The sequence below is a fragment of the Mesobacillus jeotgali genome (assembly GCF_002874535.1).
In the GTDB taxonomy this organism is placed as follows: domain Bacteria; phylum Bacillota; class Bacilli; order Bacillales; family Cytobacillaceae; genus Mesobacillus; species Mesobacillus jeotgali.
Genome location: NZ_CP025025.1, coordinates 239,822 through 258,416, shown reverse-complemented (window position 1 = coordinate 258,416; position 18,595 = coordinate 239,822). Strand labels below are relative to the sequence as shown.

The following is an 18,595-nucleotide window of genomic DNA, read 5'->3' as shown; positions in this document are numbered from 1 at the left end:
AAAAAGTGTTCGTATACCGTTCGTGTTTTGCCAACGTTATTAATGGTAACATCCTCAGGTTCACATTCAAGGGATATAGAGCCATTCGTGAGCATATGGCCGAGAAAGTGAATGGAAGCGGTAACATTTTGAAGATATGCTGGGTTAGCTAAGGCTGAGCGATACTCAGCACTGCTGAGGGAGAAATTTGCGGATATATCAGGAGTGGTGATGGGAGGCTCAGAATTTCCGAAATGAAAACCGAACGGTTCGATGTCCCGCCCAATGAAGGATGGATAAACAAACCAAACAAATTTATCCTCTAAAGACTTGCATTTTCATAAAGCAAAGCTTATTATATGTTTAAGTTCTTAAACGTTTAAACTTTTAAACATATAAACATAGGAGGATTTAAAATAATGAATAAAACTGTTTTAATTACCGGAGCATCTGCTGGTTTAGGATATGAGTTTGCAGCCATGTTTGCAGAGGATGGATATGATTTAGTCCTAGTGGCCCGTAACAAGACCAAAATGGAGGAAATCAAAAACCGTTATCCCAAATTGAACATTACAGTGATCACTAAGGATTTAAGCCAGTCTGATGCAGCCAGGGAAGTATATGAGGAAGTGAAAGCCGCTGGAATCACGATTGATACTCTAGTGAATAATGCTGGGTTTGGGCTGATGGGCAAATTTGAAAAGCTCGACATTATGAAGCAATCAGAAATGATCACCTTGAACATTACCGCTCTTACCGAGTTGACGCATTACTTTCTTCCTGAGCTAAAGGAAAACTCCAATAGAGCAAGAATCCTGAATGTTGCCAGTACAGCTGCATTCCAGCCTGGACCTATGATGGCCGTTTACTATGCAACGAAAGCCTATGTGCTATCTTTTTCCGAAGCTCTTGCAGAAGAGCTGGCAGGCACGAATGTAACCGTCACGACGCTATGCCCTGGAGCGACAAAGACCAATTTTGCATCCGTAGCGAATGTTGAAAAAACTAAGATGTTCAGCGGAGCCATGTCCTCACAAGACGTCGCAAAACAAGGCTATCAAGCATTAATGGCCGGAAAGCGTGTCGTCATTACCGGCAGCACAAATAAAGTTGGAGCATACGCAGCGAAATTCCTCCCTAGAAGCCTTGCAGCAAAAATAGCTAAATATGTTGCGAAAGAAGCCTAATTACGTTTTAATAAAAAATAATGAATCAACAAAGGAGAGCATTCAATGGGGGAAAAAGCAATCGATGTTTTTCGTTCGTGCATACCGCTTTTCACGGCATTAAGTGACCCTGCCAGACAAGATATCATCCTATTATTAGCTGACCAAGAGCGTTTAAGCGTAAACGAAATAACTGAGCAATCAACCTTATCAAGGCCGGCTATATCCCACCATCTGAAAATCCTTCGTGAACATAACCTGGTGGAAATCGAACAAAAGGGCACACAGCGGTATTATTCACTCTCCCTGGATCACTCGGTACAATTATTAAAAAAGCTGATTCATACCGTGGAAAATGAATGTTTATAGTGTAACGAAGCTGGGGATCATCCCCGGCTTTTTCTTTTTACGCGGGACATGGTGACCTCCCACGAGATTTCACGAGTTCCTTCGTTGTCATTACATTCTATTAGAACGCCGAAAACCCGATAAAGTATAGGATGAGCCACGCTCTTCCAAAAATAGAAAAAGTAACCTTACAAAATCTTAACATTCAATTTACAAAGCCTCTGTATACTGAATTTAATAGGTCGATAGTATCATAATTGGAGGTAATGATTTTGAAGTTTACAACCAGGCTTTCATCTTTCACCTTGGGCACCCGCCTGCTGCTATTATTTATCTCTCTTCTGATGGTTTCGGTTGTCACCGTGGGTGTCAGCTCGTATATGAAGGCGAGGAATATGGCTGTGGAAACGGTCGAGCACCGCCTTGAAAGAGAAGCACAATTAATAGGATACATAGCCGAGAATTTGAAATTTGTTTATATCAGTGACGAAGAATACTTCAGGCAGCAGCTGGAAGCTAATGTCCGCTCACAGCAAAAAAAGCTTAAGGATGATGGAATTGCTTCTGATTTCTTCTATATTAGTGACGGAAAAGCTGCTCCCTTCAACGTAAGCAAAAATTCAGAGTATAACTTTTCTGACAATCAGATAAAATCCATCCAACAGTCCAAGAACGGGGTGGTCCATTCCGAATTCAATGGACAAGACTATACGATTGCTTTTAATGAAATGAAAGAAATTAACGGAATTTATGTCATCGTAATCCCGACCAGTACATATATGGGGCCTGTTAATGAAATGGCCTATTTTACAATCGTTGTCATCTTGATCAGTCTATTAACTTCAACGATTATGATCAGCCTGTTTGTCAAAAAACTGACGAAGCCTTTGAACGAGCTTAGAAACACAATGAAAAAGGTACGTGATGGGCATCTGCAAAGTGCTCCTGACATTGATACCTCTACTCCGGAAATCAACTCATTGCAAAAAAGCTACAACAGCATGATTGAGCAGATGATGAAAATGGTTACGGAACTGACTGCAACGACAAAAGAGTTAGGCAATACCGGCGATGAGCTGAAGGATTCCTCTCAAAGCTCACTGGCAAGCAGTCAGCAGCTCGTCGCAGCCATCCATCTTGTCAAAACGGGAGCACAACAAACCGCAGCCAGCTCAGAGACAAGCGTTCGAAGCTTTACAGATATGAAGGACATGATTGAAGCCATGGTAGCGAATATGGACAGTGTGTTCAGCAGTTCGGCAACAATGAATGCATCAGCTGTGAATGGCGAAAAAACCCTAGGCGAATTGATCTCAATGATTCACTCTTTTGAAACGGACTTCAAACAATTAGCCAATACTGTCTATCAGGTAAAAGACTATTCACATTCGATCACGAAGCTTGTTGGCATGGTAAAGGCGATTGCCGACCAGACAAAACTGCTCGCGCTCAATGCCTCGATTGAAGCAGCCCGTGCCGGGGAAGCTGGCAAAGGCTTTGCTGTTGTCGCTAATGAAGTCGGCAGCCTCGCTGAACAATCTGCGAAAACGGCTGAGGAAATAACTCAGGCCATCGGTAAAATGGAGAAGATTACGATTGGGGCGACAGAAGAATTTGATGAGATGCACTCGAAAATCAAAACAAACCTATCAATGGCAAGCAGCTCACAAACTTCCTTCGACGAACTGATGAACGGAATTTCCGTCGTTAGCACCAAGCTCCAATCGATGCAAGGTGAACTGGAAAACCTTGAAAACACGCTCCCGCAATTAGCTGAGGGAGCCGACAGCTTCCTTTCTGTCTCACAGGAAACCCTGGCAAGCGCAGAAGAAATGCTTCTAGCAAGCGAGGTTCAAGTCGAACAGATGGAAGCCACTGATGCAATCGGTATGAAGTTGAATAGCCTTGCCAAGTCTTTATCCGAGATTACCAGCCAGTTTCGTCTTGGCGGTAAAGCCTGATCCAATGAGATCAGGTTTTTTCTTTTTCTAAAAATAAGGACAAAAATAGCCTAGCATGCAAGTTTACTCAGCAACGAATTGAAAAGTTCATTCTTCTTAAAAAAGTCTTAATATATCACCTGCACCTTCTTAATATCCTCCATTTATTCTAGTATTAATGTTTTAATCTAAAGGAGGATTCACGAATGCAAAGCAATCTTTCTACAGAAGAACAAGCGAAATTAAAACATTTGAAGTTACAATTAATGAATGCCCAAAACCAAGACGAGCGCCATTCCATTCTTAAAGCTATTGAACAATTGCTCAACAAAGCGAAGTATCGGAACAGATTCATGTTGACATTAAAGGATAACCAGAATTGAGAACAGTTTTTTTGGGGAGGGACGCAAGAACGATTCTTGCGTCCCTTTCTGTTACCGAACTAAAAGAATTACGGATTATGTTCATCTTAATGCTCCGACTTTATTTTTTATTCCGGTTACCGATAATGGAAGATGAACCGTCCCTATACTCCTCTTGTTTTCCATCATCCAACTTTGCTTGTGGTTTTATCTTTTTTCGGCCAAATGAAGTAGCTTGTTGTTATCGCTGTATCTATGACGAGTACAAGACCCCATACTTTTAAAACAGCGAAAAGACTCTCAGTCCTTGATGGATCATCGATCAGGAAAATAATCAGTGCAAGCATGCTGCCGCCAATAAGAAACGCAGCATAATGGCGGAGGAGATTCTTCCCTTCGTTCCGTGAAAATTCCCTTCCGCTCAGGCGTTCAGGCTTTTCCCCGGTTCTTAAAATATAATATCGGAAACGTGAATCCGCCCAGTTGATCATGCTTTTTCCATACGCAAGCGAAACGCCTATGTAAATGGCAGCGATTCCATGAGCGATGGTTGCCGTTGCACCGCGGTACAAATCATAACTTGTCAGAGCCAATAGCAATAAATCGACCACTGGCGTTAGAGCAAAGAAAAAGATACTTAGCGTATTTTTCTTGAAAATATACCGAGTGACAAGTCCCAGTATAATGACAATCCAAAACGCGATTTCACAGGCAACAATCATCCATGCAATAAAATTCAATTGAATCCCCCTTTTTAATACGGTTGCATTAAAAAGATACCACATGACCTTTAAATAATACAACTGTATTAAATAAAATTTTTATGTTAAAATAAGAACATGCCAAAACATGTTGACCACGAAGAAAGAAGACAAACTATTGCAAGTGCCACCTGGAAAGTGATCGCTGAGAAAGGCGCGGAAGCAGCAACAGTCCGAAATATTGCAGAGGCAGCAGGATTATCACTGGGAGCACTTCGTTACTATTTCAAAACCCAGGATGAATTAATCGGATTCACTTTGGAACTGGTGAAGGAGCGAGTTCAGCAAAGGATTCAGAGGATTCTTGAACAGCAGCTTCCCCCCGAAGAATCAACCTTGCGCATTCTCTTGGAAATGATTCCTCATAACGAAGAAACGTATCAGGAAATGGCCGTTTGGTTCCAATTTATGAACGGAGTCAGGCAGCGGAAATTCTCCCCGGAATCCGATGATATGCTGCAAGGGATCACCCTCATGATGACGCAATTGGAGCAACATGGCCTTCTTAAGAACGAGCTGGATATGGAGGTGGAGATTGAACGATTACGGGCTGTGGTCGATGGACTAGCCCTTCATGCCATGATTTCTCCAGAAAAATACACAGAGGAAAAATTGACGCGGATTTTGAAGACACATCTAAATGAAATCTTTGCGGCTAATGAAGCAGAGTAACGAAAAAAACAAAGGAACCAATCAGAGCGTTATGCCTGATTGGTTCCTTTTTTTCTTGTGAGAATCATCCCTATGCCTCGATGATTTTAATTTTATCTTCATTCTCTTTACGGAGTTTTTCAACCAGCTTGCTGATTTTTTCATTTTCCTTTTCAGCTATAATCTGCTGCTCAAGCTGTGCTTTTACCTTCTCTAATTCTTCGGGCTCTTGTTCCTGGCCTTTTACTATCTCTTTATATTGATCATAATTAACCTTGATTTCTTCATCAGTTGCTTCAATCTTTCCAATCTTGCTGTCCAGATATTTATTGACCGTCAGTTGCTTTTTCAGCTGGCTCTTGAGCTCTTTCTCGGTCATTTCATTCTTTTTCAGAGCTTCTTCAAACTGTTTTTCATCTTCAAAGTTAGCTTTGATCTTTTCAAGCTCTGCATCGACTTCTTTATCTTCAATCGAGATGCCGTCCTTCTCAGCTATCTGGAGAAGCAGCTCTGCATTGATCATTTGTTCCAGAACCGACTTTTCCAGTTCTTCCTTCTGCTTTTTATCCATCTGGTCTGCCGGCATGCCCTGCTGTTCATAAGTTGCTTTCATGACCTCCAGCTCTTTCTCATACTGCTGCTTCGAAATGCCTTCCCCATCTACTGTCGCAACCAAATCTCCTTTATTTTCTTTCTCAGTATTCCCTTTTGAGCTATCATTGCTGCATGCTCCAAGCACAAGAACGGCAATGCTCAAAATGAAAATGCCTGTTAAAATACGCTTCATCATATAAAACTCCCCTTTCACATAACTTGTCCGTCATATTATCACATTACTCGAAATAAAATGGAAGTTTTAAAGAAAATGTTATCAGAATGAAATATATTTGGCATGTGAAATTCAATCATAAAAAACCGCCACTAATGGAAAAAAAGAAGCACAGGGAACGTCCCCGCACTTCATTCAGGAGAAAAGCTTCTCTATATCAACGTTGAATTGTTTGATGATGGTTGATTTTATTGAGCCTTTATCTTTGGCTACATCATGCAGTTTGAATTTGTTATTTTCATCTAACACATATACTTGAATTGTATTGAGTAGTGGATTCACGATCCAATATTCTTTCACCCCATACTGCATATAGAGGTTTAGCTTAAAAACCAGGTCATGTGATTGATTTGAAGGACTAATAATTTCAATAATCAGAGAAGGAATTCCTACATATTTATTCTCATGAAATCCGGTCTTGTCACAAATAACAGAAAGGTCAGGGATTACAATCTTGGTCCCATCCATCTGTTCATTCTTTAGTTCTACATCAAATGGCGCGTGGAATACCTCACAATCAGAGCCATCAAGAAGCTGGAATAACTGAGCATGTAAACGCCCTGAGATTCTTTGATGCATCGTTGAAGGTGAAGGAGTCATAAAAATTACACCGTCTATATACTCCATTAGCTGGTCAGAATCCTCTCTAATCCGATAATATTCATCTAATGAAATATGCTTTTCTTCTGGTAAGCTCATGACCTCACCCTTCCCGCTTTTTTATAATTATATTATATACGCTCAAAATTCTCCAAGAGTCATAAGGGTGGGACATAGCCCTCAACGGTTCAATGTGACAAATGGTTATCCAAAATCAATTATTCCCCACTATCCTGCTTCTTCTTTCCAATATGATCGTATCACGCCATACTCCTTCCATCTTTCCGATCCGCTCCCGCCTCCCCATTTCTCGGAAGCCATGGTTTTTATGTAATTGAATACTTCCTTCGTTTTCAGGAAATATGCTAGATTGTAGTGTCCACAAGCCATTTTGCTCACTTATTTCAATCAAGGATCTTAACAGAAAGCTGCCAATCCCTTTTCCATTATGTTTCTGACTGACATACACACTAACTTCTCCAACACCTGCGTACACACTCCTGCTTGATACAGGACTCAATGCAGCCCAACCAACAATATCTCCATCTAAACACGCAACAATCCGACATTCCGCATCATGACTGAGATTCCATTCCTCCCAGGAAGGTGCTTCCTTTTGGAAAGTTGCATGTCCAGTAGCAATTCCCTCAAGGTAGATTGCTCGTACTTTTTCCCAATCATCTGGGAGCATTTTATTTATTTTAATAGAACCTTCCATACTGTCCACCCGCTCACCCTTGATAACTAGCAACTAACAGATAAAACCTATTTCATCATCGGTCAATATTTTTTCAACAATTTGAATAGGGCTTCTTGCATCTCGACCAACAGGTTCCGCTAACCTTCACCATAGTATTCAGCAAAGTGTAAAAACCCCATTTTCCTTACAAGATAATTTCTAAGTTCACCTTGTGTAGCTTTTTCAATTGGCGGTTTGGTCAGGGTGTACGCCTTAGCGTTCAATTCAGCAAATTTCTCTTTGTCCACTTTGTTATGATATTCATCTTGAATCACCCCTGATAAAATCGCAGCTTTTGGATATCCCATTATAAAAACATGTGTTTTCAAAGCCATAGTAGGTGTTGAATGAAATAGAATAAAAACAACGACCAAAGCTGCTATAATGATAATTTTTATCCTCAAAAAGCTTCCCCTCATTCAATTGTAATGTAAGAACCTTCATTATTAATCAACTTCCTTAAAGTCACTTCATAAAAATTCTACAAGAGAGGCTCTAATCCCTCCTGAGGAAAGCACAGGGACGTACCCTCTGCTTCCCTATACCCTGCTTACAGGATTACTCGTCATGCTGACACACAGATCCCAGACTCTCTCGATATTCTCCGGATTGTCTGCATATTTTGGATATACATTCTGATCCATTAATTGCTTGATATCCTGTGCCAGTCCATTGGAATAATGTGATGGCTCCATCACCTTCCTTTTATCGTTGATGAATTTGCCTGTCACACTCTTAAACTCTTCTGAAGTGCATATGTGGAAGTAGGTGTCGGCCATGGATTCACGAGGTGCGCTGAACACATTCTGAATCCTTGCCGCGAATTTCCAGCCTGATTGAAATTTTTCAATGGTTTCTCTCGATAATTTAATAGCCGAAATTTGCACGGCATTGACGCTGATCCGGTGTTCTTTCAATTCTTCGGCCATTTTAAATGTCATCAGCAACAAGGCCATTTTGGTATCTCCGTACATCTTATAGGCGTTGAATGGCCTTTCGTCTTTGAATTCTCCCTGGAGGTTGTCGAACTCAATTTTCCTTTTCGGATCGAAAAAATGCCTGATATTGGTCGTGCAGGCATGCAGCACTCGGGCATCCCCCGATTTTTCAAGCATCCCAACCAATTGCCTGGTGAGCAGGAATGGGCCCACGGTATTCGTGGCAAAAGAAAGCTCGATGCCATCCTGGCTTAGCAAGTAGTTTTTCTCCCCGTGATTTAAATAAGCCGCATTGTGAATCAGAATATCCAGTTTTGGATATTTGTCTTTGAGCACTGTGGAAAATTGGTGGATGGATTTGAATGAAGAGATGTCTAGCTGCAGTAAATCAATTTGCGGATTCTTGGTCGCTTCAATTATTTCCTGTTGGGCGATTTTGCTTCTCTCAAGGTTGCGGCAAGCCATTACTACGGTGTACCCCTCATTGCCAAACTTGATGGCTGCCGCCTTGCCAATACCAGAATTCGCTCCTGTAATGACCACGATTTTATCGTTCATAAGAACCTCCTATGTAAAAAGGATCACTCTCTTTATAGTAACTTATATTCGCATTAATGAGATTCGATGGCAGAAATTATACTCAATCCGCCACAAAGAGCGAAAAAAAGAAGCACAAGGTCTCCCTCGCGCTTTCAAAGGGAATGTCCCCTTGCTTCCATTATTTAATCCACAATCGCTACTACTGGGGGCTTATTAAGATAGGCTACTAGATTTTTTACATCTCCCTGCACTTCCTGGAATTCTGGTGTTGCCAGCGCCTGTGTCAAAACTTCCGGACTTTCAAACTGCAGTTCAGCAATCAAGTATAATTTCTCCTCAGTATACATGGATTGTAGTACACGATGAACCTCTGCACCTTTTAAATTTGGCACTTTCTGAACAAGTGGAATATGAACCTCATGGTAGTGCTTTTCAAAACCTTCTTGGTCTTTCGGTTGGTCATAAGTAACAATGATTTTCGCCATCTTCATCCCCCTTAGGAAAAATGCCCTACAACCCCATTATAAAGAACGAAATATTCTTATTAAAGAAATACCCTTCGACAAAATCCTGTGGAAAAAGGGGGACTGTTCTGCAAATCCTCCCAAAATCAGCCGGTTTACTGATCTCTATCCTCTGTGAATATTTTGAGTCCCCCGAATATAAACACGATTGGGATGATCACTAATACTATTCGAAGCACATAGATTTCCAGGATGATACTTACGACAGCAAAAGGGATGGCAATCATGGAAACCATCGCTATGAACCTAGAATAGCGGATAGCTTTATTCGATATTTCCGGTTCTTCTTTATACATCCAGCGGCTCCCAAACAGGATGCTTTCTTCAGGTTCATAGTAAGTCCAAATCAACAAGCCATAGATTGGGACCAGAATAACCACGGTAAAAAAAATCGTTGCAGCCACAATGCACCCCCTGGAGAATTCTGCGTTGGACCCTATCTAATGTTACGCTTTTACTCCGAAAAGGTTTCGTTATTAAAAATACATAGGGATTTATAAAACACTGAAACCAGCCGCTTGTCCCATCTGTCAATTCCTTTCTTTTAAAAAAATGTCTGCCATTCCAAGGCATGAAATTCCAATCTTTATCTTTTTTAATAAGCAGGAAGCAATCAATTACGATACTACTCAAAGAGCAGAGCAAAGAATCATCTCAGACTTTTCATTTCCATGTATACCTCTTCATAATTATTGGCAAAAAGGCAATACTATCAAAAAATGCAAATAAGAAGGTGTAACCGTTATGGGCCAGAATCAAATAGATATGACAGCGACTGAAATGGGGTTCTTATGGTCTACCTACCAGGCTGAAACCCTGAATCATTGTTTATTGACGTATTTTGACAGAATAGTTGAAGACCCTGAAATAAAAGAATTGAACAAAAGTTCGTTGGATTCCTGCGAGAAGAATATTGCCTGGATGAAAGAGATATTTGAAGGAGATGATTTTCCTGTTCCGGCGGGTTTTACTGAATCCGATGTAAACCCGAATGCGGCCAGGCTGTATACTGACCCATTTATCCTTTACTTCCAATGGTTTATAGGAAAGGGGAATATGGATTATTCATCCCTCGCCATCAATACCATTGCAAGAGATGATATTTTTTCTTTTTATGAAAATCTCGTTACCCAAGCTACGAAATTATTAAATGATTCAAGGAAGTTATTATTATCAAAAGGGTTATGGGTCAGAGCTCCTTATATACCAATGCCCCAGTCAGTAAGCTATGTTAAGAAAGAAAACCTTTTAAATGGATGGATCGGTGAGAAGCGTCCCATTGCCGGGATTGAAATTGCGGGTATTTTCTACAATCTAGTGACCAACACCCTTGGCCAGGCATTGATGACCAGCTTTATCCAGGTTAGCAAAAAAGGCGAAATCCATAACAAGTTTGTCAGAGGAAAGGAAATTGCCACAAAGCATGTGGAGGTTTTAGCGACAGCGTTGAAACAAGAGAATCTCCCAGTACCAAATACGTGGAATACGGGAATAACCGCATCGACAGAACCGCCATTCTCTGAAAAATTGATGCTCAATATGGTCAGTTTTTTAAACGCCCAGGGTTTGGCCAATTACGGCAGTGCTTTGTCGCTTTCCATAAAGCGGGATATCGGGCTGGACTTCACCAGATTGGCAGCAGAGGTGGCAGACTTCGCCCAGGATTCCACAGAACTTCTGATCAAAAAAGGCTGGATGGAAACTCCCCCGCTTGCTCCCAAAAGGAGCAATTAAGAAGGGAGCTTCAACAAGCACTTTTACTATCGGCTAAATCGCTTCTCCCGGTTTGCTGACTCCTTTATTTAATAAATATTTTTCATAGTAAAAAGGCGTGCACACTTTCCTTGCTTCTCTTCGGACATCACCGTCCCATGTCCCTCTCTACAGAATTGTAAATGATAATCATTAAAAGTGATGTGGACAAAATACTGCCCCTATAATTTTCTTAATCAAACGTTTGATTAAAAAGGGCTGAAACGTTACCACTCCTGAGTTCTACGCAAAAAACGCTCAGGGCACAATAGCCCTGAACGTTAGCTCAACTTTTTGTTGTAACCGCTCAATTTTACCAATGGGTTGGTCAAAGCATAACATTTTGTTAATATCTGTCCGTCACAAATTTACTCGCTGCCTAATGGAAACAAAGGATACTCCCATCGATGGGTGCATTCCTGCAGCATATAATATCCTCGTTCTTCATCGGGCTCAATGCGGGAGCACTGTTGTTGTGGAATCGGTCCCTTGTCCCCTTCACTTGTTACCTCAATCCAACTCTCGTCCGCTGCCTCGTCATACCGTATGACCAGTTGATTTCCATTTATATGGATTGTGTAGCCGTTCTCTCGCTTCTTGGTCTTTTCCATGAAAGCCTCGATCTCTGTGATGATTTCTTCCTCACTTCTAATAGATTCTGATTCCCCAATTCTTCCTAGTTCAGAATCACCAAGATGCACTTCTTTCATCCCCTGCCAGGCAGGAAAACGAATCGTATTTTCCGTGATCCACTCAGCACTTTCCATACCCAGAATTCCTTCTGCATCCAGTCCAGGATGTTCCGTACCTTGAATAACCATTTTAATCGATTGATCATCAAGAAGCTTTCCGACTAAACCAAATCTTGTTTTGTAAAAGTTGTACTGATAAGTCGTTTCACCTAATGAAAAATGGCGGTATTCAATGACGACAGATTGCTTGTTCCATGGCGAATCAATCTTCGTGTAACTATAATCCCAGAGCAAAACCATGAAACTATGAACCAGCAATAATGGTAAAATCACAGTCATACCAGCGATTGTCCACCTTTTTCTAAACCTGGTTGAATGATATGCGAGTACAGCTAAAACCAAAAAATTCACCGCTAATGGAATGATATAACCCGTCGGAACTAAGAATAGAAAGAAGTAACCCGCCAAATGCATGACGACAAGCAATAAGTCCATGCCACATAGCAGCAATAATACTCTTTTAGTGTCCATCAAATTCGAACCCCATTTTATCTACTGATGTTTACTATTTCTGTTCCACTAAAAGGCTTTAATCAACCAAAAACTCCAAAACTAACTGTCAGTAAAAAATTTCAATTCTCTCAGTTTCTTTTGTTCACGACCTATAATAGCTTCATTCTTAGAAAGGTTCATATAAAAAAGCCGCTAATAATAGTATAAGTAATAGTCCCCAAGAAAAGTATTGGAGGCAAGGCACTGATGATCAACCCAAACTTCGCACCTTTTTTAGTAAATGAGAGAACAGCACCAACTAGCCATATTAAAATAAACACAAGGAATCCAGGATCAACAAAATAATCATCACCAAAGTTTTCCCCAATTGCCCCTGCTGCCATAAAAATACTGATTGGTATCGTGATAATCCCCATCATGACTAAATGTATAATTCTAAATATCTTAAATCTCAACATTATCCCTCCTCAAATCAACTTTACCATAAAAATCCAATATCAGCAGTTGAATGTTTGATTTTCATAGAGGAAATATTGACTGATTGCTCGAATACATTTACATATATTCCTTCAGTATGAAAGCGAGAGGCATACATATGATTGAATTTAAAAATCAGGCAAATCAGTTTGCACTCATGCATGATGAATTTCTGGATGATTGGAATAAGGCTATGGCATCAGGCGACACTTCAGATTTAGATCGAATGACAGAGGACTATTATGTCGCTTTCTTCAGAGACACCAAGGGAAAGCCTGCATTTTTCACCAAACAGGAGTCCATAGATGGCTTGAACCAATCTGTCATGCATTTTCTGGGTTGTCAGAAGCGCTTTGACAACCGGGTGATCCGTCTGCGTAACGATGAAAACGCCGTGGTCTTTTATGAGCAGCTAATTATTAAAAATGAAGACGTATTAGCGCGGCTGTTTACGATTGAAAACTGGCAGCTGATCAAGGGGAAATGGATGATCGTCAGAGAAATTGAAGAGTCCATACATTAATCTTCAGGAAGCTGATTAGAAGAAAGAGGACGGCTTCGCATCCCACAATTCATTAAGAATTATGAAATGCTGAAACCGTCCCTTTGTCCGAGTTATTTTTCCGTTTTAAATGTTACTTCGCCGACACCTAAGTCTGCATCCAAATCAATCTTTACTTTTGCATCTTCGTAGGCTTCATTTACATAGACGCCGTCTCCTTTTGAAATTAAGTTTTCAAAGGATGAGGAACCGATGCCTTTTTGTGCGTGTACTCTTACTCCTGTATCTTTTGGAAGGATAACGGTCATCTTTCCTACTCCCGATGAAATACGGGCATCAAAGCTTTCTTTCCATTCTCCTCCGAGATCCACGGTTATTTCACCAACACCTGCGTTCACTTCAAGGTTGGAAAGTTGAATTCCTTTCAAGTCAAGATCCGTGTCTGATGCCCCTGCATTCACGACAAGATCCACTGGAACATCTTCGCTGATTTTCAGATCCCATTCATTCTTCATCTTTCCAAGTTTAAAATGATCTGGCTGAGAGATATCCACCTTCCCGACTTTCCCGCTTAGATCATATGAGACTTCGGGTTTCATTTTTTTAGGTTCATAGATTGCATTACCATTTATCCATTCATCTGCACCGCCCGCAACATCCATTTTCCCGGCGCCAAAATTCAGAACAACCTCAAGCTCTTTTGCCCGATCCTTCTCAACGACAATTTCATCATCACTTTCGTTATTAGCAAGAATCGTATTATTACATCCTGACAGAATTAATACAGCCGATAAGGCCGCCAAACCAAAACCGATCATTTTTTTCATTATATTTCGCCTCCAATTGATTATAGGTTAATCATAAGGCACTCCCCACTTTCATATAACAGGCTGGGGCTTTAACTTGTAATCAGTCTTGAGACCTATTCATGGAATATAATGGAACAAATGTGCGAGTCTTAATAGACCTCCGAGGATCAGGGAAACTCTAGATAGAAGGCATGACGGTATCCCCAGCACATCGGAATGTTTATCCCCTTGCACAAAGGCTAAATGTAGTTATGCACTTTTGTTAATTGGAATAATATGAATAAACTACAAAAATGAAGGCTGGGATGAGAATGGGACGTTTTTTCTTGAATCTGACTGCCACAGTGCTCGTCGTGCTGGTCAATGCGCTTGCTAATATCCTTCCGATCAACGGGCAGACGACGGGGGAAATATCCAATAGACTGAATGTGTTGTTCACTCCGGCTGGATATGTTTTTGGGATATGGGGATTGATTTATTTCTTATTGTTTATTTGGACAATCAGGCAGTTTCCCGCTTCAAGGAGGAATTTGCCGATTTACGAAAAAGCTACCCCGCTTTATGTACTGAGCTCTGTCCTTAATATCGCCTGGATCCTTTTATGGCATTACGAGTTTTTCCTTTTGACGGTATTGGTGATGATTGGTTTGCTGTTGACCCTAATCAGGCTTTATCATCTCATCAAAAATGAAGACCATTCATTGTGGGATCTTCTTCCCTTTTCTGTCTACCTCGGCTGGATCAGCGTCGCGACCATTGCCAATATCAGCTATTACTTGAAGGATATAGGTTGGAATGGATTCGGTCTGTCGGATGTCACCTGGACACTGATCATGCTCGTGGTCGCCACACTCCTGGCTTTTTACTTTCAGCGGAAAAATGAGGATCATATCTATCCGCTCGTATTCGTCTGGGCCTTTATTGGAATCGGTGTGAAGAATGCTGCCTCCCACTCGATAGTCAGCACCACTTCCTATGTCCTGTCCGCATTCATATTGATGATGATATTTTTCAGGCTGTTTAAGAAGCACTGATTTCGGACAGCTCTTATGTCCATTCAGGAGTCCAAAAGCAATCCTTATAGCAATGGGGCGTCAGTAGCACCAGCTCATCAAGATTGCAGAGGACTCCTTTTTGATTGTTGGGATCAGACAGGCTCATAAAAGCCGGCAGCCCTTGTTCTGTTTGACTTATCAAAATCATTACTGATAAGATACTTTTGACTGATCACTTGTCATCATAATGACCACGACCATTGGCAACATAATCTACGAAATAAAAAACCATGCTCTTACTAATGCACATCTTCAGTCAACGAAGGTGTTTTTTATTTTACAAACGTGGAGGCCTATCTTGAATCCATTCAGCAACCTACTTAAAAAGAAGCAATTGCTTTTCCTATCCCTTTTTGTCCTATTCATTGCTGCGACCATTGTCTTTGTCCATCATAATCATTTCCTGTATGAACGCACGATTGTGAAGGTTCTGGAGACAGAAGTCGTTGAAAAGACAGAAGTGATAAATCCGCTCGATAATAAAGACCATCTATTCACTCAGCAGTTAACTGCTGAAATAAAAAATGGCGAAGAGAAGGGCGAGCTCATTTATCTGGTGAATGAATTCTCTACTTCGAAAGCGTATGACCATGAATTCGAGGCCGGCGACGAATTATTCGTCGATATTGATTCGCCCAGAGAGGATACAGGAGAATTACAGGGTACCATCAAAGACGTGAAACGCGATAAATACCTTATGTATGTGGCATGGGTGTTTGTTCTTGTGTTATTGATTGTCGGCAGGAAGCAAGGTCTGTTTTCGATCATCAGCCTGGTGATCAACGCCCTTCTGCTTTCGTATGCATTGGATATTTATCTAAACAACCCCCATTGGAGCCTGTTGCTGATCTGCAGTGTGGCTGTTGTTCTTTTTACCGTGATTTCCTTATTGCTCGTGAATGGCTTCAATGAAAAAACCTATGCCGCCGTCATTGCAACGCTCCTGGGGACTTTTGCCTCCCTGTTCATCGTCTGGCTTGTCCTATGGGGAACATCGGAAAAAGGGCTGCGCTACGAAGAGCTACAATTTATTACCCGGCCGTACCATGCGGTGTTTTTGGCCGGATTGTTCCTTGGATCCCTTGGAGCTATCATGGATGTCGCGATTACGATGTCTTCTTCGATATTCCATATGTTCGAAAAGAACAATAACATAGCCGTTAAGGCGCTTATCAAATCGGGTATGGAAATCGGCAAGGACATCATGGGCACGATGACGAATATCCTGTTCTTTGTTTATGTCAGCGGTTCGATTCCGATCCTGATTCTTTATTTTAAAAATGGCTCTCCATTGGGCTTTGCTCTTTCCATGAACCTTTCGCTTGAAATGGCGAGGGCATTGGCAGGCGGGATTGGAATCGTTTTGACCATCCCAATCGGCCTCTATGTGACGATCTTTTTTATCAATAGAAAGAGGGCTGGATTATGAATGCTCTAGTTGTGTTGGCTGCCATTTTATTTATCTTGATGGCTCTGATTGGAAGAGGCAAAGGCGTCCGCTCTTTTTTGGCAATCTTCTTCAATTTCATCGTGATCTTCATCGCCGTCATTTTCATGAATGACCCAAATGCAAATCCGATTATTATTACGCTGGTCGCCTGTATTTTCATCAGCGTCATCAACCTTTTTTACATCAACGAAGTGAGCAAGAAGACAAAAACTGCGTTTATCGCAACGGTGATTTCAACGGTAGTTTTGCTTTTGTTTATTTTTATCATTGCGGACCGGGCAAGAATCCAGGGCTTTGGTGAAGAAGAGATCCAGGAGCTTGGCATGTTCTCCCTTCATATTGGGGTGGATTTCGTTAAAATTGCCGTATCGGTCATCATCATGAGCACGATTGGCGCAATAACGGATGCTGCGATTGCGATTTCCTCCCCGATGCGGGAAATCCATTATCATAACCCGGACATCAGCAGACAGGATCTGTTCAAATCAGGGCTTAGCATCGGCAAGGATATTTTAGGGACCAGCACCAATACGTTATTTTTCGCCTTTTTCGGAAGTTACCTTGCCCTGCTGATCTGGTTCAAAGACCTGTCCTATTCAGCAGGAGAAATCATCAATTCAAAAATCTTCAGCGCAGAAATGATCACGATCCTCTGCGCAGGAATTGGCGTAACACTTGTGATTCCGATTACCTCCTGGATTACCGCCTATTTTTTAGTGGCCAGAAAGTGAAGCAAAGGGTGCTCCCTTTGCTTCTTTTTTTACAATCCAACTTTAATTCTCCGGCATAACCCAAACGATTTCACGTATCCGGACAAAAAATGTGGAATCATGCTCCTTTATCGCCACATGGTCCGGCTTGGCATCCATTACAATTCCGCTAACTGAACCACGTGTTGTATCCAGAACGACTCTTTTCCCGATAAGATTATGAAGAGCTGCATATACATATGGCTCAACTACCACCACATTCATAGGTCCGTTTTGTGTTCCCTGTGAATACATTCCATTGCGCATCATCATGTTCATTTCTCCCTTCAGGCAGGCCACTTTTTCATGTTCATTCTATGACCGGCTGGCTCGGCTTGTTCCCTGCGGCCAACAGCTCGAAGGCACTGGGATCTCGTGGGAGGGAACAGCGATTGGTCTTCATGAGGCGTTTTTTTGGTTATCAAGAAATGATGGATTGCGATATAATTCCATTAAGAACCTTGTTAAGAGAGGAAGTTGGATGATGCCAATCCGTTACGAGCTTGTTCCTGATGATCAGATTAGCCTGGTAAAACACCTTTGCAATGAGTTGATGATCTATCAAAAATCACTAGCCACTTTTCGCCCGGAGCTCTTTGATGGCATGAGCTTTGAAACGAGAATGGTCCCCTCCGTTAAAAACGCGAAGGCGAATCATATCATTGCCGCGATGGATGGTGATGAGATGGTCGGATACGTGTATAGCAATGTTTCGCCAAAAGAAGTTTATTCAAGTGCTTTTGCTACTTTCTTTGATATGGATTCCGTAAAAGGAAATGATGTCGGCTGCCTTTCGCAGTTTTATATAAAAGAAGGATACCGCAGCATGGGCATCGGGTCGGTACTGTTTGAAAAATCCAAGGAATGGCTGGATTCCCTGGATGATATTCAAGACCAGTTCATCTATGTATCCAACGGGAATGATGCCGCCCTGAACTTTTACAAAAGTAAAGGCTTTAAAGTAAGCCATCAAATTCTGGATGGATTCATTACGGTTCTTAGAAATACATAAATGAAAGATACCCTTATGTGGGCTCAAACGGCTCCATAAGCGTATCTTTCTTCGGTAATTGTACCCTTTGTAGGCTCAAACCGCTGCATAAGGGTACTTCTTCATGGCTTATCGTACCTTCGAATAAACCCCAAGTTCCTATTTAAAAATTCACGTGATTAATACACAAATAATAGCGGGATTTCCTCAATATCAAATATTTTAATA

The 18,595-nt window shown here is 41.3% G+C and carries 23 protein-coding genes; 11 read left to right on the top strand and 12 right to left on the bottom strand.

Annotation, left to right across the window (positions count from 1 at the left end; all coding sequences use genetic code 11):
- The first annotated feature begins 398 nt into the window (after nt 1-398).
- The 4 genes from CD004_RS01260 to CD004_RS23620 all read left to right on the top strand — a co-directional run bounded on the left by CD004_RS01260 (nt 399) and on the right by CD004_RS23620 (nt 3,816).
- Nucleotides 399-1,166, top strand: a complete 768-nt coding sequence (locus CD004_RS01260; protein ID WP_102261101.1) for an SDR family NAD(P)-dependent oxidoreductase — start codon at nt 399-401, stop codon at nt 1,164-1,166.
- 45 nt (nt 1,167-1,211) lie between these two features.
- Entirely contained in the window at nt 1,212-1,514 is a 303-nt protein-coding gene (locus CD004_RS01255) for an ArsR/SmtB family transcription factor (RefSeq protein ID WP_102261100.1), read from the top strand.
- Nucleotides 1,515-1,759: 245 nt separating this feature from the next.
- Complete coding sequence (locus CD004_RS01250) at nt 1,760-3,454, top strand: methyl-accepting chemotaxis protein (protein ID WP_102261099.1); 1,695 nt, start codon at nt 1,760-1,762, stop codon at nt 3,452-3,454.
- 185 nt (nt 3,455-3,639) lie between these two features.
- Nucleotides 3,640-3,816: a hypothetical protein gene (locus CD004_RS23620; RefSeq protein ID WP_158651451.1), complete on the top strand. Its 177-nt coding sequence runs from the start codon at nt 3,640-3,642 to the stop codon at nt 3,814-3,816.
- 164 nt (nt 3,817-3,980) lie between these two features.
- On the opposite strand, the gene CD004_RS01245 is transcribed toward CD004_RS23620, so the two are convergent.
- Entirely contained in the window at nt 3,981-4,535 is a 555-nt protein-coding gene (locus CD004_RS01245) for a hypothetical protein (RefSeq protein WP_102261098.1), read from the bottom strand.
- 99 nt (nt 4,536-4,634) lie between these two features.
- On the opposite strand from CD004_RS01245, the gene CD004_RS01240 reads away from it, so the two are divergent.
- A complete protein-coding gene (locus CD004_RS01240) occupies nt 4,635-5,228 on the top strand; it encodes a TetR/AcrR family transcriptional regulator (protein WP_102261097.1) in 594 nt (197 codons plus the stop codon).
- Between the two features lie 70 nt (nt 5,229-5,298).
- On the opposite strand, the gene CD004_RS01235 is transcribed toward CD004_RS01240, so the two are convergent.
- The 7 genes from CD004_RS01235 to CD004_RS24170 all read right to left on the bottom strand — a co-directional run bounded on the left by CD004_RS01235 (nt 5,299) and on the right by CD004_RS24170 (nt 9,781).
- Nucleotides 5,299-5,997, bottom strand: coding sequence for a SurA N-terminal domain-containing protein (locus CD004_RS01235; RefSeq protein ID WP_102261096.1), 699 nt, complete (start codon nt 5,995-5,997; stop codon nt 5,299-5,301).
- A gap of 174 nt (nt 5,998-6,171) precedes the next feature.
- Entirely contained in the window at nt 6,172-6,735 is a 564-nt protein-coding gene (locus CD004_RS01230) for a Uma2 family endonuclease (protein WP_102261095.1), read from the bottom strand.
- 115 nt (nt 6,736-6,850) lie between these two features.
- Nucleotides 6,851-7,354, bottom strand: a complete 504-nt coding sequence (locus CD004_RS01225) for a GNAT family N-acetyltransferase (protein ID WP_102261094.1) — start codon at nt 7,352-7,354, stop codon at nt 6,851-6,853.
- 119 nt (nt 7,355-7,473) lie between these two features.
- Nucleotides 7,474-7,779, bottom strand: a complete 306-nt coding sequence (locus tag CD004_RS01220) for a hypothetical protein (RefSeq protein WP_102261093.1) — start codon at nt 7,777-7,779, stop codon at nt 7,474-7,476.
- 135 nt (nt 7,780-7,914) lie between these two features.
- Nucleotides 7,915-8,871 (bottom strand): SDR family NAD(P)-dependent oxidoreductase, encoded by a 957-nt coding sequence (locus tag CD004_RS01215; protein WP_102261092.1) that lies wholly within the window; start codon nt 8,869-8,871, stop codon nt 7,915-7,917.
- A gap of 164 nt (nt 8,872-9,035) precedes the next feature.
- Entirely contained in the window at nt 9,036-9,338 is a 303-nt protein-coding gene (locus tag CD004_RS01210; RefSeq protein WP_102261091.1) for an EthD family reductase, read from the bottom strand.
- A 134-nt stretch (nt 9,339-9,472) separates the two neighbouring features.
- Nucleotides 9,473-9,781: a hypothetical protein gene (locus CD004_RS24170; protein WP_180321265.1), complete on the bottom strand. Its 309-nt coding sequence runs from the start codon at nt 9,779-9,781 to the stop codon at nt 9,473-9,475.
- A gap of 340 nt (nt 9,782-10,121) precedes the next feature.
- On the opposite strand from CD004_RS24170, the gene CD004_RS01200 reads away from it, so the two are divergent.
- Nucleotides 10,122-11,111 (top strand): DUF3231 family protein, encoded by a 990-nt coding sequence (locus CD004_RS01200; RefSeq protein ID WP_102261090.1) that lies wholly within the window; start codon nt 10,122-10,124, stop codon nt 11,109-11,111.
- Between the two features lie 386 nt (nt 11,112-11,497).
- On the opposite strand, the gene CD004_RS24165 is transcribed toward CD004_RS01200, so the two are convergent.
- Nucleotides 11,498-12,352, bottom strand: a complete 855-nt coding sequence (locus CD004_RS24165; RefSeq protein ID WP_180321264.1) for a hypothetical protein — start codon at nt 12,350-12,352, stop codon at nt 11,498-11,500.
- Nucleotides 12,353-12,510: 158 nt separating this feature from the next.
- A complete protein-coding gene (locus tag CD004_RS01190; RefSeq protein WP_158651450.1) occupies nt 12,511-12,792 on the bottom strand; it encodes a hypothetical protein in 282 nt (93 codons plus the stop codon).
- Nucleotides 12,793-12,929: 137 nt separating this feature from the next.
- Here CD004_RS01190 and CD004_RS01185 point away from each other — a divergent pair, with 137 nt between their 5' ends.
- A complete protein-coding gene (locus CD004_RS01185; protein ID WP_233434917.1) occupies nt 12,930-13,334 on the top strand; it encodes a hypothetical protein in 405 nt (134 codons plus the stop codon).
- 92 nt (nt 13,335-13,426) lie between these two features.
- Here the strand turns inward: CD004_RS01185 and CD004_RS01180 are convergent, their stop codons facing one another.
- Complete coding sequence (locus CD004_RS01180; protein ID WP_233434916.1) at nt 13,427-14,140, bottom strand: toast rack family protein; 714 nt, start codon at nt 14,138-14,140, stop codon at nt 13,427-13,429.
- A gap of 293 nt (nt 14,141-14,433) precedes the next feature.
- Here CD004_RS01180 and CD004_RS01175 point away from each other — a divergent pair, with 293 nt between their 5' ends.
- From CD004_RS01175 to CD004_RS01165, 3 genes are all read left to right on the top strand, one after another.
- A complete protein-coding gene (locus CD004_RS01175) occupies nt 14,434-15,156 on the top strand; it encodes a TspO/MBR family protein (RefSeq protein ID WP_102261088.1) in 723 nt (240 codons plus the stop codon).
- Between the two features lie 316 nt (nt 15,157-15,472).
- Nucleotides 15,473-16,606, top strand: a complete 1,134-nt coding sequence (locus tag CD004_RS01170) for a YibE/F family protein (protein ID WP_233435003.1) — start codon at nt 15,473-15,475, stop codon at nt 16,604-16,606.
- A complete protein-coding gene (locus tag CD004_RS01165; RefSeq protein ID WP_102261086.1) occupies nt 16,603-17,358 on the top strand; it encodes a YibE/F family protein in 756 nt (251 codons plus the stop codon). The genes CD004_RS01170 and CD004_RS01165 overlap by 4 nt, the downstream gene beginning before the upstream one ends.
- Nucleotides 17,359-17,400: 42 nt before the next feature.
- Here the strand turns inward: CD004_RS01165 and CD004_RS01160 are convergent, their stop codons facing one another.
- On the bottom strand, nt 17,401-17,649 hold the full coding sequence (locus CD004_RS01160) for a YuzF family protein (RefSeq protein ID WP_233434915.1): 249 nt from the start codon (nt 17,647-17,649) through the stop codon (nt 17,401-17,403).
- Nucleotides 17,650-17,857: 208 nt separating this feature from the next.
- Here CD004_RS01160 and CD004_RS01155 point away from each other — a divergent pair, with 208 nt between their 5' ends.
- Nucleotides 17,858-18,388, top strand: coding sequence for a GNAT family N-acetyltransferase (locus tag CD004_RS01155; protein ID WP_233434914.1), 531 nt, complete (start codon nt 17,858-17,860; stop codon nt 18,386-18,388).
- The last annotated feature ends 207 nt before the right edge of the window (nt 18,389-18,595 follow it).